Raw genomic sequence first — 14,605 nt, forward strand, 5'->3', positions numbered from 1 at the left:
CCTCACGACCGCCCGTCATGACGCTCCGCGAACTCACCCACCAATTCGCTTCCGAAGGCCGGCTGGAGACCATCATTCTGCGCCACTCGCGCGACGAGCTGGCCGTTTCGGTTGATGCGGCTCACGCCGAACCGGGGCGCGGGTTGATCGGTGATAGACGGGCGAATACTCTCCGCTCCGGCAGGCAATCCGCCAAACGCGAACTGACTTTGTTTCAGGCCGAACATTTGCCGCTTATTGCCAATTGGTGCGGAATCGCCGAGTTGCAGCCAATCCGCTTGCGGCGCAATCTGGTCGTTTCGGGACTTAATTTGATTGCGATGCGCTCGCCGTTTGCGGATGTGGTGTTGCAATGGTCGGTGGGCGATGAAGTGATTATTCAAATCACCGGACCATGCGATCCGTGTTCGAAGATGCCCGCCGAATTGGGCTTGGGAAGCTATAACGCCTTGCGCGGTCACGGCGGCATGACGGCGCGCATTGTATCCGGCGGTTTGATTCGTGTCGGTGACAGTGTGCGGTTAAATGCCATTCGGCAACTGGAGCCCAAAATCGAATCATCCTGAACACAACGGAAAAACAATCAAGCCCTTTGTCTTTGCAATATCAGAGCGGTTTTATTGAAGACCTGTAACACCGGGCCGGCGCCGGCAATGGCCACCGCATCCACCAGACAATACCAGGCAGCCACGCCGCTAGGCGGGTTGCCTTGCGGTAAACTGGACGCGGGGTCAATCACGGCCCAGGCCCATGTGCCGGCGCTGGTGCCGACAATCTCCAGCCAGGAGGTGATGAAAAATGCACCGAGATACACCATGGGCGAGCGCCCCTTGAACAAATAGATCAAAAACACACAGAACAACACGGCACCGATGATATCTTGCCGCTGTGCCCAGACACTGATTCCCCATAAAGCCCAGAGCCCGCAAACACCCACCACAAATACCGCAATCCGCCGGGCATGGCGCATAAAAAACCCGGAACGCCCCAATGCCACCGCCGTCAGATAGACCAAGCCATGCCCGGCGGGCACGTAGGCCGGTACATTCTCAAACCTATATACGTAGCCTTTCATGTAAATCGACGCAAAATATTCGCCCACCACCGCAAACGCGACGGCAACCGCCACCTGGGTACGGACGTATTTACATTCGCCGCGCAGAAAGGCCAGCAAGAATATCCAACCGAAAAATGCCAACACGTACTGCATGAACCGCGGCGCAAAACCATCGGTGGTCAGACAAATCGTGGTGGTCACGAAAGTAAAGCCGGCGATGAAATAATCCCGCCGCTTATGCGGCGCGGCGACATCCGGCGGGGGGAAATGCGGCAGCGTAAAAAGATTCATCGATTCCCTTGCACTATCAAAGAAAAGCATAAGCCACCGCAATATAACGCAGTGCCTTACCGAGAAAAATGGCGAATATCGAGGAAAATAGCGACAGCTTGAGCCAACCGCCGGCAAAACATAAACCGTCCCCCACTATCGGCAACCAGGAGAACAACAGCGCCCAACTCCCCCAATCGCGAACCGTCCGCAGTGACTTGCGCCGGGAATCCGGCAACAAGGCTTCGGCCGGATACCTTTTTGCGGCCCAGTGCCCCAGCCACCAGGTTGTCAACGCCCCCAGAGTATTGCCTATTGTGGCGACCACCACCAATTGTCCGACCACGTAGCGCTGACTGTTTACCAGATAAGCCAGCACGGCTTCGGAGCCGCCCGGTGCGATCGTCGAGGAAATAAATGCACTGAGAAACAAACCCAACATGCCCCACGATTCCAATGCCAATTGTTTACTCCCATAAAAAAGCCCCTGAAACCAAGCGTTTCAGGGGCTTTAAGATACTGTCGTCATTTATCCGGCAGCGGAATCGCTTTTTTGCTTGAAAGCTTTTTCAACAATTTACCGACCAAGTCCAGCGCAACGCCCACCGCTTCGGAAACCCATTCAAACACGGTGGCAATGACTTCACCGACACTCATGCCTTTAAAGCGCTTGGCCAATAACGGCGCCACCAAAATTCCCACCGCCAGACCCACAACACCGACACCGGACAGAAAACCACTGTCCGCCTCGGCGCCAGCGGCATCGCCGGCGGGTTTGCCGGCGGAAGAGGAAGCAGCCAACGCCAACGCGGCGCTAGCGGCCTTGGCCTCCGCTTCCTGAGCCGCAAACACCTTGGGATCAAACGGTTTGCCGCTGTAGTCGTCGGGAAAAACACTGGCCGTCAACCCGGGAATGCTGGGCAGGTCTTCGCTGCCCTTGCCCACCTTTAACTGGGCTTTCATGCCTTTTTCCATATGCTGGGCAATATCGCAATGCACCAGATAGGTTTTATCGCCGGGCGGTAAAATCAGCGTGCCGGAAACACTGCCGGGGCCACTGACTTCCAGATGAAACATGCCTTTCGGATACAAATACTTGGGTAAACCATGCATCATCCACTGATGACGGATTTCGTCATCGTTGACAAAATGCACGGTCAATTTGGTACAAGGTTCGAATTGGTATTCCTGCTGGTCGAAGGCCCACATGGTGCCCGGAAATTTTTCCGAATATTTGTGCCCCGCGTGTACCGTAAGCTCCTTGGTGGCGGCTATTTTGTCGCAACCGCCGGGCAAGGTGTCCGTGTTTTGCCCCATCACCATGCCGCCATCCATGTCCATCAAGTGGCCATCGCCATGGTTCATCATGTTTTTGTGTTCCTGAAACTCTTTCGCGGAAACACCTGAAACAGACAACGCACAAACCAGAGCGGCAATCGATACTGTTTTGACCATTAGAGCAATTCCTCTATAACTAAAGTCGACGTTTAAAAAATCTTGAACCCCTCGCCATAAAGAGCGCGGAATCCGGAAGCGGCAATCGTTCATCCCGCCGCGTGAAGGGGCGGGATGAACGCCGACAGCCTAAAATTCTTTCGCTTTACCCAGCAATTCATCCACTTTGCGTTTGAACCCGGCGTGAGACAAATAAGCGATGTACAGGCCCGCAAATAGCACCAATGCGTACAATCCCATGCTGCCTTTACTGGTTGGTTGTCCGCCGCCGGCCTTGAAGCTCATGTGCGCATCCAGACGCTCGCCGCTATCCTGCAGCAAGGTGATATGGATCAGATATTTACCCGCTTCGGGCACGCCGTTATCCAGATTCAGAATCACGGTACCGGATTTGTGTTTTTTGGGTTCCTGATAAAAAACCCGCGTGCCTTCCGGCTCCTTGGTGACTTCAAATTCAATGGCTCTATCGCGATAGCGTTGATCCTGATAATCGAATACCAACTGAATCAATGAATCGGTGTCGGGGATGTTGCCGCAGAACTCTTCGGCCGGATAGGCTTTAGGTTGATAAGCGGTGTAATGAATCCAATGGTCCTTTTCCAGCTCAAACTTACACTGATCGGTGTCCGTACCGGCGGCGCCGCCGTGCGCTAATGCCGCAGTGGAAAAAATCAGCCCGACCAGAGCAAAAAGACCATTTCTGAAAATACCCGATGTTTTCATGTTTACCCTTCCCGTTGTTAATGTTTTATTATTATTCATGCACTTACGCATGATGCGACTCGGTATTATCCACCTTGATAAGCTAGCTGTCCCACCAAAAATCGGCCCTAACTCTAGCACATCACCCCTTGCAAATAAAGGCATTACTTATATGGCTCTCGGCGCCGAACCGCTTGACGGAATTTTTTTTGTCAGCGCCGAATGACAATCCTTATAATGCGGAAATACCCTTTCCACCGCACGTAATTCGGACCCGCTTAAGGTTCCCTGTCTGGTTTATCACATAAATTATGTCCAAATTAATCGACTCCACCGAATGGAACGCAGCCAAGCAACATCACCGGGAAATTGCCGGCAAATTCTGCATGAAAGAAGCATTCGCCAATGACCCTTTACGCTTCGATAAGTTCTCCATCACCTTTAACGATTTGCTGTTCGATTACTCCAAAAACCTGATCACCGACCAAACCCTGCCCTTATTGATTGAAGTCGCCAAGCGGGCCGAACTTTCGCAAAAAACCGAAGCAATGTTTTCCGGCTCCATCATCAATACCACCGAAAAGCGCGCGGTATTACATACCGCATTGCGCAACCGGGGCAACAAGCCGGTCTATTTTCGCGGCCAGGATGTGATGCCGGAAATCAACAAAGTCCTGGCCAAAATGCGGGCTTTCACGGAACAGGTGCGTAGCGGCTGTTGGGCGGGCTATACCGGCAAGCGGATCACCGACATCGTCAACATCGGTATCGGCGGCTCCGACCTGGGCCCCAAAATGGTGGATACAGCCCTTGCGCCCTACGGCATGGAAGGCTTGAAAGCCCATTTCGTGTCCAATGTCGACCAAACCGATATTGTCGAAACCTTGAAACCGCTGAATCCCGAAACAACGCTGTTCCTGATTTCCTCGAAAACCTTTACCACGCAGGAAACCATGACCAACGCCCGTTCGGCGCGCAACTGGTTTTTGAACGGCGCCAAGGACTCCGCCCATATCTCCCGGCATTTCATTGCGATTTCCACCAACGAGGAAAAAGTTAGGGAATTCGGCATAGACCCCAAAAACATGTTCGAGTTTTGGGATTGGGTGGGTGGCCGCTACTCGCTCTGGTCGGTGATCGGCATGTCCATCGCCCTGTATATCGGCATGGACAATTTCGAGGAATTGCTGATGGGCGCCTATCTGGCGGACGACCATTTCCGCCACGCCCCGTTCGAGCAAAACATCCCCGTCATCATGGGCTTGCTGGGCATTTGGTACAACAACTTCTTCGAGGCCGAAACGTACGCCATTTTGCCTTACGCGCAATCGCTGAAATATTTTGCCGACTACTTTCAACAAGGCGACATGGAAAGCAACGGCAAAAGCGCCACCATCAACGGCGAAAAAGTCGATTACAATACCGGCCCGATTATCTGGGGCCAACCCGGCACCAATGGTCAGCACGCCTTTTTTCAGCTGATCCACCAGGGCACCAAATTGATTCCCGGCGACTTTCTGGCCGCCGCGCAAAGCCAGTACGACCTGCCGGATCATCATGACATTCTGATTTCAAATTTTCTGGCGCAGGCGGAAGCCTTGATGCGCGGCAAAACCGAAGCGGAAGTCAGAATGGATTTGAACCACGATCCCAACCTGGACGACGCGCTGATTGCGTCGAAAATTTTCGACGGCAATAAACCATCGAATTCGTTCCTGTTCAAAAAACTCACCCCCAGGACCCTGGGAACCCTGATTGCGTTTTATGAACACAAAATCTTCGTGCAAGGGGTTATCTGGAATATCAACTCTTTCGATCAGATGGGGGTGGAATTGGGCAAGGTACTGGCCAAGGCTATTTTGCCGGAACTGAAAAATGAAGAATTAATTACCAGCCACGACAGTTCCACCAATGGCTTGATCAATACCTACAAGAAATTGCGCAAGGCCTGACTCACGTTACCCCTTGAATTGCTCTCCTTACGTATGCCGCACACAAAAAACCCGGCAGCGCCGGGTTTTTACATACTTTTTTAGGCGGGTGCTCAAACCTGTTTACGACGCCCCATCGGACCCAGCAGGCCCGCCAAACCGACGCCGAACAGCCAGGCCGCGGCCGGTAGAGGCACCACGCGTACTTGGCTGTTAACGTAATTGACATCAACCAACGTCCCGCTCGGCAAAGTAAACCCGGTATCGTCAAACGCGGGATTCCCAATACCGATGGTTGTTTCCGAGCCCACGGCGCCCAACACGTTGAAAGTGAACGATGCGATGGCAAAAGAGTTCCCGGCATCACCAGCGGTTAGTTTATTTAGAAATACGTAATCAATAACCCCGGCATTTTCTTCACTCATAAAAGAGCTATCCCAGGGGGGATTGGCAACCGCGCTACCAACGTAGCTCAATACCAATGGATCCCAACTCAGCGAAAACGCCGCCCCGTCGGGCCCCAAAGTGAAATCATATCCCCTCAGTTCCAATGTCAAAGTGTCGCCCGCATTCGCATTGATGATATTGCCTTGACTGAACATCACGGTATTCGGCGCCACAACGGTAGCCGAAACTGGGGCTGAAAACATGGCAAGTAAGACCAAGCCACTAAGCATCGAAAGCGGCTTCTTAAAAATTTCGTTCATGTATTCTCCGAATTTATTTGATATGGATGTATTCATTAAAAACTTCGCTATTTGCGCTTGAATCGGCCCAGCATCACGGGCCGATTCAAGCAATAAAACTCAGGGCGCCATGCCCGATGGGCCCGACACTTTTCCCAAATATCCCTTTGCGATACTCAAATCGGTAGGGTCGACTATCCCATTTCCATTCAAATCTTCATGCCCGTTTGGAGACACTTTTCCCAGTAAAGCTTTTTGCCTGGACAGATCGGTAGGATCAACCACCTTGTTCTGATTGAAATCCGCATCACAGATATTGCCGTAGCCGTCGCCGTCGGTGTCGCGCTGGTTGGCGTTGGCTATCAGCGTGCAGTTATCCAGATGATCGGGTACGCCGTCGCCGTCGCTATCCAACGCCGGCGCGGCGACGGACGCGGCGAACTCGGTACTGGCGATGACGGTGGTTTTATCGGCCGCGGCGTCGTACAGGGTTTTGAAATCCACCACTTCCGGCGTCGTCGTGTCGCTGAACAAATCCCGGGCAAAGCCATGGGCCAGGGTTTGATACACCAACTCCGCAGTCACGCTGTAATTGCCCGGCGGCAGGGTTTCGATTCGATAGCGGATCTCGTCGCTGCCGCCGACGAAATCGGCGTCGCTCAGCGCTTCACCCACCACCTGAATATCGCTTGGCGCGTTGAGTTTGTCGAAACCCTTAGGCAAGATACGATTGTCTTTCAGATATTCCTTGCCGCGCAGCAAGGTGTAAGTCACTTCGCCCAGGTTGTTGCCCATGATGGCTTCATAAACCTGGACTTGCTCGGGTGATGAAATCAACTCGTAATGCGGCTCGAAACTACCCGGCACTTCGTCGGCATCGATACCCGCCACGCTGCCGTCGGGATTGACCTTGCCGGATTCCCAGACGATGGCATTCTGGCTATCGCGCACCGTAACGCGCAGGAAGGCGCGCCGCGACGGATAGGCAGTCGGCAGTTTGTGGCCGGTGGCACTGGTGGTTTTCAGGCTGAAATCCAGCGCGCCCGGCGTGTCATGTTGCTCAAGCACAGTCAGAGAGGCCGCGCTTTTCAGCATGGCGTCGGTTTTGGCGATGGTTTCCGGGAAGTTATTCGACAACACGCCCAGTTGGGTTTTATTGTCGTTCAGGATACCCAGCATCAGCTTGTTGGCGCCGATCAGGTCGTGAAGGGCGAAGTTATTCCGCTGAGGTAGGAACGGCGGTCGATTGGAAATGCGCACGCCATCGGCGCGGCCCATATGGCAGCCCTGGCAGCTTTTTTCGTCGACAAAACTGCTATGTTCCCATTCCATGTAAGGCGTCTGCTCGGGAAATTCCGATTCCGGCGTGGTGCTGAGGATATTGCCGGCCTCGTCGACAAAAGGCGTTTTCAGGTTATGGCAGGAGGCGCACAACTTGGATTCCTTGACATGCGCACCGTAAGTCGGCGTATACCCCGACATCATGATCATGGGATTCGGAAACAAGGCCGTATCGCCCGGACCGCCGTAAGGACCGTAAATGGTTTTGCCGCTATTGATGTTGTAGTTACCCGACATGTGCGGCAAGGTCCCCAACGACGCGGAATTGGGAATTTGATGACACAGCGTGCAACTGACGCCGTCCATGGCGGCATTGTGGCCTGGATGGCCGGCGCTGAGTATGCCGCCGTCGAAAACGGTCTGGCCGGCGAGATTTCCGGCGAACTTGGCTTCGTAGTTCGCCATCGGCGCGTGGCATTTGGTGCATTTATCGTTGATCACGCCTTGCAACTCGGGATGCCGACTCAGTTCGCCGCGCACCTTGGCCTTCCAGAACGGATCGCGCGCGGAGTTGGCCATCATGGTCGACGACCAATCGGTGATGATGGAAACATCGACATTGTTTTTATCGCGGATACCGTTATGGCACAGACTACAATTACCGGAGCCGGAAAAATGGGTGGTGGTGAAGGTATTGACGCCCGGCGCCTGCGGCGGCGCCAAAAAGTCCGCGCGGGATAGCCCCGGCGCAAGCGCCAGCCAGCACAGCAGCAAGCTTAGTATTCTTGGATGCATAAAATTGTCTCTATGATTTGCCGCCGAGTGGCTAACGGCCATGGATTTGACGGACAAATACAGCGTATCCCAGGCTGGCGATACGCTGTATTTTTAACGGATCTTCAATCAGGCGACCGCTTTGCGGCGACCCACGCTCAACATACCTATCAGCGCGCTGCCGAACAACCAAACCGCGCCCGGCACCGGAACGGCGGCGACGTTGCCGACCAGATTCAAGGTCAGTTGGTAGTTTTGCCGGGTGCTGGCGGCGCCCAAGTCCGCATCGGACAAGTTCAACAGGTATTGCGCGCTGAAGGCGCCGCTGTTGGCGGTCAACAGGTTGGCAATGAAGGAATGGCTTTCGCCTTGCGCCAGGCCGGCAAAGCCGGATAAGCCGCTATCGAACGCGGCGGTATCGCCGCTGCCGACGACGCTATCCAAATCCAGGCCGATACGGTCGGCGTTGGCCAGATTGAACAAGCCGAAGCCCAACGAGGCCATGCTGTTTTGCGCGACCGTGCCGAAATCCAGGGTCAGGGTGCTGCTCTCGGAACCGCCATCAAAGGAAGCCAGGGCGTGCAGCAGATAGCTGTAGTTGGCTTGCAAGCTGCCGGACCAGTCGACACTGTAGGTGGTTGACGAGCCGGCGCCCGCTTGCCCCATGATGCTGGAGAGCGTCGTCGTGGCGGATAAGGTCGGCAAACTCAATAATGCACTGACGGTGCCGTTTCCGGCGTAATCATCCAGATTTTGCTGGTCGACGGCGGCCGTGGTATTGGTTGCGACAGTTGCCGCGGTGTCGGGCCCCCAGCTACAATTGATCGGGCCGGTCATGCCCATGGCCAAGCCGCAGCCCGTTCCGGATTGAGTCAAATTCGGCGCGAAACTGGCGCTGACGCCAGCCGCCGATAACAATGCGCTACTGGTGCCGCTACCGTTGGCGGTTCTACCCGGACCATTATTTTTGTTACCGACGCCGTTGATTACCTGGGTACGATTTGAAGTAAGCTGCAAATCGACCCCGGTCAATACCCCAAAATTTGCATCGAACTGGCTCAAGGCAACATTGGCAACCGTGGAGCCATTGTTGCTGTTGCTTGCGGATAAGACGCCCGAACCGGTTGCCGTTACAGAAGCCGAGCCGCTGAAATCGACGGGACCGCTGTTTACGGTCAGGGCGGCTTGTGAGCTAGCGCTTACGGCCAGCAAGGCGGCGACGGCTGTTAATTGTAAATTCACACTCATACTAGATTATTCCATTGTGTCGTTGGTTGAAAAAATTGCGTGAAATGCGGCATATGCCGCCCCCTGTTGCCAGGGGGCAATCCGGCTGTCTTACAGTTGCAGTCAAGACCCGTGACTTTCCGCACCTGCTTCACAGCAGGATTGGCGATGGATATCCCCGGATTTGCATGGCTTTAGCGACTGCTTATTGCATTTGCGGCACCCAACCGGCAAACCCTTCATCCCTAACAATATTCAAACTTGGCAATACTGTTATTCATTAATATGTCAACATCCATGCCAATCCTTTAAGTGCTTGTAATTATTTGCTTACATTAACAATCAGCCAGCCTATCCACTCCTCCAAATGTGGGATTTGACTCATCTAATATGGGATTTCGCCCATATCGACTCCAACCCCTCCCTATGCCGGTAAGCCAAGCCGGGCGCAGTCTAAGGCAAGCATTGTTTGGGCAATAATTGCCTTGCATCCCTTGGCGGGACGCTGTTGTCGGTGTGTTTAAGTTACGATTCACGGAATATTTCGACTATAATCCCGTCCCGTTTGCATGGCTTCTTGCCCTGCCCATCCTTATATCCTTCTAACAATAACTACCTGATCAACATGCTGAATTTTCCCCATGTGCCGGTTTGGTATGGAGTCTGCCGATATGGACATTGAACTACTGATCAAATCTCTCATCCTGGGCGTAGTGGAAGGCCTGACGGAATTTCTGCCCATCTCCAGCACAGGACATTTGATCCTGGCCGGCGACCTGCTCGACTTCAACGACGAAAAAGCCAAGCTGTTTTCGATTGTGATTCAGGTAGGGGCGATTTTGGCGATCTGCTGGGAATACCGCGGCAAAATCGCTTCCGTACTGTCCGGCCTGACCAGCGACAAACAGGCGCAAAAATTCGTGCTGAATCTGGCCGTAGCCTTCATCCCGCTGGCCAGCTTGGGCCTGTTGTTCGGCAAAACGATCAAGGCCTTGCTGTTCAAACCGATACCCGTGGCGCTGGCCTTCATCGTCGGCGCTTTCGTCATTATCTGGGCGGAAAAGCGCGAGCATAAAATCCGCGTGCACAGTGTCGACGACTTGAGCATGCTGGACGCCTTCAAGCTCGGCATCGCCCAGGCTTTTGCGTTGATTCCCGGCACATCGCGCTCCGGCTCCACCATCATCGGCGGCTTGTTGTTCGGCCTGTCGCGCAAGGCGGCAACCGAGTTTTCGTTTTTCCTGGCGATTCCCACCCTGGTAATCGCTAGCTTCTACGACCTGTACAAGCATCGGGAATTGCTGCATGCGGAAAGCGACATGGCCTCGTTTGCCGTCGGTTTGGTCGCGGCCTTCATCAGCGCCCTGTTTGCCGTCAAGGGCCTGCTGCGCTACATCAGCCACCACGATTTCATCATCTTCGCCTGGTACCGCATCGCCTTTGGCCTGATAGTCATCGGCACGGCCTACGGCGGGCTGGTGCAATGGACGGTCGATTGAACCGCTTCCCCCTCATTTTTTTACTTTGTAGGTAATCCATGGCTTTGCCAATTTTGATGATCGTTTTGGGTTTAATCATTCTGGTCTGGAGCGCCGACCTGTTTGTTGAAGGCGCCGCCGCCATTGCGCGGCATCTGGGCATGTCGCCCTTACTGATCGGCATGTTGGTGGTCGGCTTCGGCACCTCCGCGCCCGAGTTGTCGGTATCCGCCCTATCGGCCCTGCAAGGCAACCCCGGCTTGGCGCTGGGCAACGGCTATGGCTCCAATATCACCAATATCGCCCTGATTCTCGGGGTCACCGCCATCATCAGCCCAATCGCCGTGCATTCGCAAATTTTGAAAAAGGAGTTGCCGATTTTGTTATTGGTGACCTTATTTGCGTTTGCGCAACTCCACGACGGCGAATTTTCCCGTCTGGATGGCGTGTTGGAGTTGATTCTATTTGCCGGTGTCATGGCCTGGATGACGGTGCAGGGCATGAAACAGCATCGCGCCGACAGTTTCGAACAGGAAATCGAGGCGGAACTGGACGCGCATGCGATGTCCGCCTTTCAGGCCTGGCTCTGGTTGATCGCCGGTTTGGTTTTACTGGTGGTCAGTTCGCGGATGTTGGTTTGGGGGGCGGTATCGATAGCCACCGACCTGGGCGTCAGCGATTTGATCATCGGCTTGACCGTGGTCGCCATCGGCACGTCGTTGCCGGAACTGGCTTCGTCCGTGATGGCAGCCCGCAAGGGCGAACACGACTTGGCCGTGGGTAATATCATCGGTTCCAATCTTTTCAACACCTTGGCCGTGGTGGGCGTGGCCGGCGCCATCCAGCCCATGACCATCCCTGCGGAGATTATCAGCCGCGATTGGCCGCTGATGACGCTGTTGACGTTGGCTTTGTTCGCCATGGCTTACGACCGTAACGGTAACGGCAGCATCAATCGTTGGGAGGGCGGGATTTTGCTGGCCACCTATACCGCTTACACCCTTTACCTGATCGATAGCGTAGTGAGCACTTAAACATGCCGATGGAAACGCATTTACGCAATCTGGCTTTCCGCTGGAGTAATTGGCTGATGTATTCGCCGGCATTATTGCTGGCGAGCTCCATGCTGCTGGCGTATTTTGCCGTTCACTACACCAGCCGGCATCTGACGATCAATACCGATACCGCCGAGCTGATTGCGCCGGAATCGCAATTCCAACAAAATCGCCGCAGATTCGAAAAAGCCTTCGGCCAGGATATACACACCCTGCTGCTGGTCATCGATTCCACCAGCCCGGAACTGACCAAGGCCGCCGCGCAACGCCTGGGCCGCGCGCTACGCGCGGATACCGCGCATTTCAGCAAGGTTTACCGTCCCGACGAAAATGCCTTTTTTCACCGCAACGGCCTGTTGTACCTGGATACCACCAAACTGCAGGACTTTTCCGTCACCCTGGCCCAAGCCCAGCCCTTTATCGGTCGTATTTCCCAGGATCCCAGCCTGAACGGGTTTTTCTCGATTTTTGAAGACGCCTTGAATGCGGAAAACAAAAGCGGCGAAGTACCGATCGACTTGATGTCGCTGATCGACAAAGTCAGCCTCTCTCTACACAAAACCCTGAACGGCGAAACCGATTTATTGTCCTGGCAAAACTTGATTGCCGAAAACAATATCAGCGAAGCCCAATCGGACAAGGCATTTATTTTTGTCACCCCGAAATTCGACTTCAGCCAGTTGCTGCCGGTGGAACCTGCCATCAACGCCATTCGTGCCGCGGTCGATAAAATCCAGGATCCCAATTTACCCGAAGTCAAAGTCTGGATCACTGGCGAGGTGGGGCTGGAACACGATGAAATGGCCGGCATGAGCGAAGGTACCTTTACCGCCAGCATTTTCTCGATAGTGCTGGTGTGCGGCATTCTGCTGATCGCCTACCGTTCGTGGCTCTTGATGCTGGCCACCTTGCTGACGCTGGCCCTGGGCATGATTTTCTGCGGCTTGTTCGCGGCGGTGGCCGTCGAGGAATTGAACCTGATATCGGTGGCGTTCGCGGTTTCCAATATCGGTCTGGGTGTGGAATATGCCATTCATTTCTGCCTGCGTTACCGGGACAATCTGGATCTGCACGGCAAGGACAAACTGAGAGCCATCCATTCCGCCGTGCTCGATACCAGCCCATCGCTGATTTTATGCGCAGGCACTACCTCGATAGGCCTCTACGCATTCGTCCCCACCGACTACCAAGGTATTTCCGAACTTGGCTTGTTGGCCGGCTCCAGTTTGTTCATCTGTTTATTCATCACCCTGACGGTGCTGCCGGTGTTGTTGAAAATTCTGCCGACACCCGCCATTCATGCCTTGCAACGCGGAGAGCACCCCGGCGCGTCGAAAATATCCTTGTGGCTGGCATCGTTCACGCTACATTACGCAAAACCCATTACCTGGGCTACCGCGCTGCTAACGGTGATCGCGCTCTTTTTGGTCTTTCAGGTCAAAACAGACTTCAACCCCATCAATCTGCGCGATCCGCACACCGAGTCGGTGATTGCCTTTAAGGAACTGCTGAAAGCCCGGGATACTTCGCCGATGACGCTGACCGTATTGGCGCAATCGGAAGCCGATGCCAAAGCCATGCGAAAAAAACTGGCCGGTTTAAAAACAGTGGATAAGACCGTCAGTCTGTTCGATTTCGTACCCAAGGATCAGGAAAACAAATTGGGCATCATAGACGACATGATGATGACACTGGGTCCGCAAAGCCAATCGTTTCCGCAACTGAAAACCGGTACCGACCCCAAGCCCAGCATTCTGCGCATGATTGCGGCCATAGATACCCGCCTGCCCCAAAAAACAGCTCCGGCCGAAATCCGCTCCCTGCAAGCCTTCAAACAACAACTACAGGATGTGTTACTGGAACTTGACGCCCGTTTCCAACCCGATCGCGGCGTGTTTGTCGAAAAAATCCAAACCTCCCTGCTCGGTACGCTGCCGACCGTCATGAACCAACTACTGACGGGCTTCCAGGCCGAGGAAATCGAACCCGCCAGTATCCCCACCGAGGTAAGGGAGCGCTGGCTAAGCAAGGACGGTCTGTACCGCATTCAGATCTTTCCCAAGCAGGATTTGAACGACCTGGACCATCTGCGGGATTTCATTACCGAAGTACAAGCCATAGCGCCCGACGCCACCGATTTGCCCGTTATGTATTGGGAGTCCATGAAAGCCGTTTTGGCGGCATTTCAACAAGCCATCGTCATTGCACTGACGGCGATAGCGGTATTGCTGCTATTCATCCGCCGCAGCATCGTCGACACCCTGCTGGTGATGACGCCGCTGGTTTTGGCAGGCCTGTTCACCATGGCCAGCACCGTATTTACCGGCACGCCTATCAATTTCGCCAACATCATAGCCCTGCCGCTGTTGATGGGGCTGGGCGTCGACAATGGCATACACATGGTGGAAAAGCTGCATCATTCCCTGTCGGAAGATCAGAATATCTATCAATCCAGCACGGCCCGCGGCATGTTTTACGGCGCATTGACCACCATCTCCAGTTTTGCCGGCCTGGCCTTTTCTCCGCATCAAGGTATCGCCAGCATGGGATTGGTCATCACCATCGGTATTTTCTGGATCATGACCTGTACATTTGTGTTATTGCCAGCCATCAGCAAATTGGCGCTCAAACCCCGGCGCATTGTAGTCAGGGTCGAAACCGCCTGACCCGTTGCCGCCTTCGAGGTTTT

General features: G+C 54.2%; 13 protein-coding genes and 1 riboswitch. Of the genes, 6 read left to right on the forward strand and 7 right to left on the reverse strand.

Annotated elements, in window-relative coordinates; all coding sequences use genetic code 11:
• The first annotated feature begins 17 nt into the window (after window positions 1-17).
• Window positions 18-566 (forward strand): MOSC domain-containing protein, encoded by a 549-nt coding sequence (locus tag NP590_RS09140; protein ID WP_256602053.1) that lies wholly within the window; start codon window positions 18-20, stop codon window positions 564-566.
• 17 nt (window positions 567-583) lie between these two features.
• Here the strand turns inward: NP590_RS09140 and NP590_RS09145 are convergent, their stop codons facing one another.
• From NP590_RS09145 to NP590_RS09160, 4 genes are all read right to left on the reverse strand, one after another.
• The gene (locus NP590_RS09145) at window positions 584-1,348 is read right to left on the reverse strand and encodes a hypothetical protein (protein WP_256602054.1); all 765 of its coding nucleotides are present in this window, start codon (window positions 1,346-1,348) and stop codon (window positions 584-586) included.
• 16 nt (window positions 1,349-1,364) lie between these two features.
• Window positions 1,365-1,769 (reverse strand): YqaA family protein, encoded by a 405-nt coding sequence (locus tag NP590_RS09150; RefSeq protein WP_371927287.1) that lies wholly within the window; start codon window positions 1,767-1,769, stop codon window positions 1,365-1,367.
• A gap of 83 nt (window positions 1,770-1,852) precedes the next feature.
• On the reverse strand, window positions 1,853-2,782 hold the full coding sequence (locus tag NP590_RS09155) for a cupredoxin domain-containing protein (protein ID WP_256602056.1): 930 nt from the start codon (window positions 2,780-2,782) through the stop codon (window positions 1,853-1,855).
• A gap of 129 nt (window positions 2,783-2,911) precedes the next feature.
• Window positions 2,912-3,505, reverse strand: coding sequence for a hypothetical protein (locus tag NP590_RS09160; protein ID WP_256602058.1), 594 nt, complete (start codon window positions 3,503-3,505; stop codon window positions 2,912-2,914).
• Between NP590_RS09160 and NP590_RS09165 the strand changes: the two genes are divergently transcribed.
• On the forward strand, window positions 3,504-3,710 hold the full coding sequence (locus tag NP590_RS09165) for a hypothetical protein (RefSeq protein ID WP_256602059.1): 207 nt from the start codon (window positions 3,504-3,506) through the stop codon (window positions 3,708-3,710). The genes NP590_RS09160 and NP590_RS09165 overlap by 2 nt on opposite strands.
• 85 nt (window positions 3,711-3,795) lie before the next feature.
• Window positions 3,796-5,436: a glucose-6-phosphate isomerase gene (gene pgi / locus NP590_RS09170; protein ID WP_256602060.1), complete on the forward strand. Its 1,641-nt coding sequence runs from the start codon at window positions 3,796-3,798 to the stop codon at window positions 5,434-5,436.
• Between the two features lie 92 nt (window positions 5,437-5,528).
• Here the strand turns inward: pgi and NP590_RS09175 are convergent, their stop codons facing one another.
• From NP590_RS09175 to NP590_RS09185, 3 genes are all read right to left on the reverse strand, one after another.
• Window positions 5,529-6,122: a hypothetical protein gene (locus NP590_RS09175; RefSeq protein WP_256602061.1), complete on the reverse strand. Its 594-nt coding sequence runs from the start codon at window positions 6,120-6,122 to the stop codon at window positions 5,529-5,531.
• A 99-nt stretch (window positions 6,123-6,221) separates the two neighbouring features.
• Window positions 6,222-8,177: a thrombospondin type 3 repeat-containing protein gene (locus NP590_RS09180; RefSeq protein WP_256602062.1), complete on the reverse strand. Its 1,956-nt coding sequence runs from the start codon at window positions 8,175-8,177 to the stop codon at window positions 6,222-6,224.
• Window positions 8,178-8,285: 108 nt separating this feature from the next.
• Window positions 8,286-9,398 carry a hypothetical protein gene (locus tag NP590_RS09185; protein ID WP_256602063.1) on the reverse strand — a complete coding sequence of 371 codons (1,113 nt, stop codon included), beginning with the start codon at window positions 9,396-9,398 and terminating at the stop codon, window positions 8,286-8,288.
• 78 nt (window positions 9,399-9,476) lie between these two features.
• Window positions 9,477-9,560, reverse strand: a riboswitch (cyclic di-GMP riboswitch).
• Window positions 9,561-10,054: 494 nt separating this feature from the next.
• Between NP590_RS09185 and NP590_RS09190 the strand changes: the two genes are divergently transcribed.
• From NP590_RS09190 to NP590_RS09200, 3 genes are read left to right on the forward strand one after another with little or no spacing between them, the layout of a single operon-like run.
• Complete coding sequence (locus NP590_RS09190; protein WP_256602064.1) at window positions 10,055-10,882, forward strand: undecaprenyl-diphosphate phosphatase; 828 nt, start codon at window positions 10,055-10,057, stop codon at window positions 10,880-10,882.
• A 38-nt stretch (window positions 10,883-10,920) separates the two neighbouring features.
• Window positions 10,921-11,895, forward strand: a complete 975-nt coding sequence (locus NP590_RS09195) for a calcium/sodium antiporter (RefSeq protein ID WP_256602065.1) — start codon at window positions 10,921-10,923, stop codon at window positions 11,893-11,895.
• Window positions 11,896-11,897: 2 nt separating this feature from the next.
• A complete protein-coding gene (locus NP590_RS09200) occupies window positions 11,898-14,582 on the forward strand; it encodes an MMPL family transporter (RefSeq protein ID WP_256602066.1) in 2,685 nt (894 codons plus the stop codon).
• Window positions 14,583-14,605 lie beyond the last annotated feature (23 nt).

It is taken from the genome of Methylomonas subterranea (assembly GCF_024505185.1).
GTDB classification, from domain to species: Bacteria; Pseudomonadota; Gammaproteobacteria; order Methylococcales; family Methylomonadaceae; genus Methylomonas; species Methylomonas subterranea.

What these genes read in the sequence shown, in the direction of transcription:
- NP590_RS09195 (WP_256602065.1), top strand. Translation starts at nt 10,921, where the DNA reads ATGGCTTTGCCAATTTTGATGATCGTTTTGGGTTTAATCATTCTGGTC.
- NP590_RS09140 (WP_256602053.1), top strand. Translation starts at nt 18, where the DNA reads ATGACGCTCCGCGAACTCACCCACCAATTCGCTTCCGAAGGCCGGCTG.
- NP590_RS09160 (WP_256602058.1), bottom strand. Translation starts at nt 3,505, where the DNA reads ATGAAAACATCGGGTATTTTCAGAAATGGTCTTTTTGCTCTGGTCGGG.
- NP590_RS09145 (WP_256602054.1), bottom strand. Translation starts at nt 1,348, where the DNA reads ATGAATCTTTTTACGCTGCCGCATTTCCCCCCGCCGGATGTCGCCGCG.
- NP590_RS09165 (WP_256602059.1), top strand. Translation starts at nt 3,504, where the DNA reads ATGTTTACCCTTCCCGTTGTTAATGTTTTATTATTATTCATGCACTTA.
- NP590_RS09180 (WP_256602062.1), bottom strand. Translation starts at nt 8,177, where the DNA reads ATGCATCCAAGAATACTAAGCTTGCTGCTGTGCTGGCTGGCGCTTGCG.
- NP590_RS09150 (WP_371927287.1), bottom strand. Translation starts at nt 1,769, where the DNA reads ATGTTGGGTTTGTTTCTCAGTGCATTTATTTCCTCGACGATCGCACCG.
- NP590_RS09175 (WP_256602061.1), bottom strand. Translation starts at nt 6,122, where the DNA reads ATGAACGAAATTTTTAAGAAGCCGCTTTCGATGCTTAGTGGCTTGGTC.
- NP590_RS09155 (WP_256602056.1), bottom strand. Translation starts at nt 2,782, where the DNA reads ATGGTCAAAACAGTATCGATTGCCGCTCTGGTTTGTGCGTTGTCTGTT.
- pgi (WP_256602060.1), top strand. Translation starts at nt 3,796, where the DNA reads ATGTCCAAATTAATCGACTCCACCGAATGGAACGCAGCCAAGCAACAT.
- NP590_RS09190 (WP_256602064.1), top strand. Translation starts at nt 10,055, where the DNA reads ATGGACATTGAACTACTGATCAAATCTCTCATCCTGGGCGTAGTGGAA.
- NP590_RS09200 (WP_256602066.1), top strand. Translation starts at nt 11,898, where the DNA reads ATGCCGATGGAAACGCATTTACGCAATCTGGCTTTCCGCTGGAGTAAT.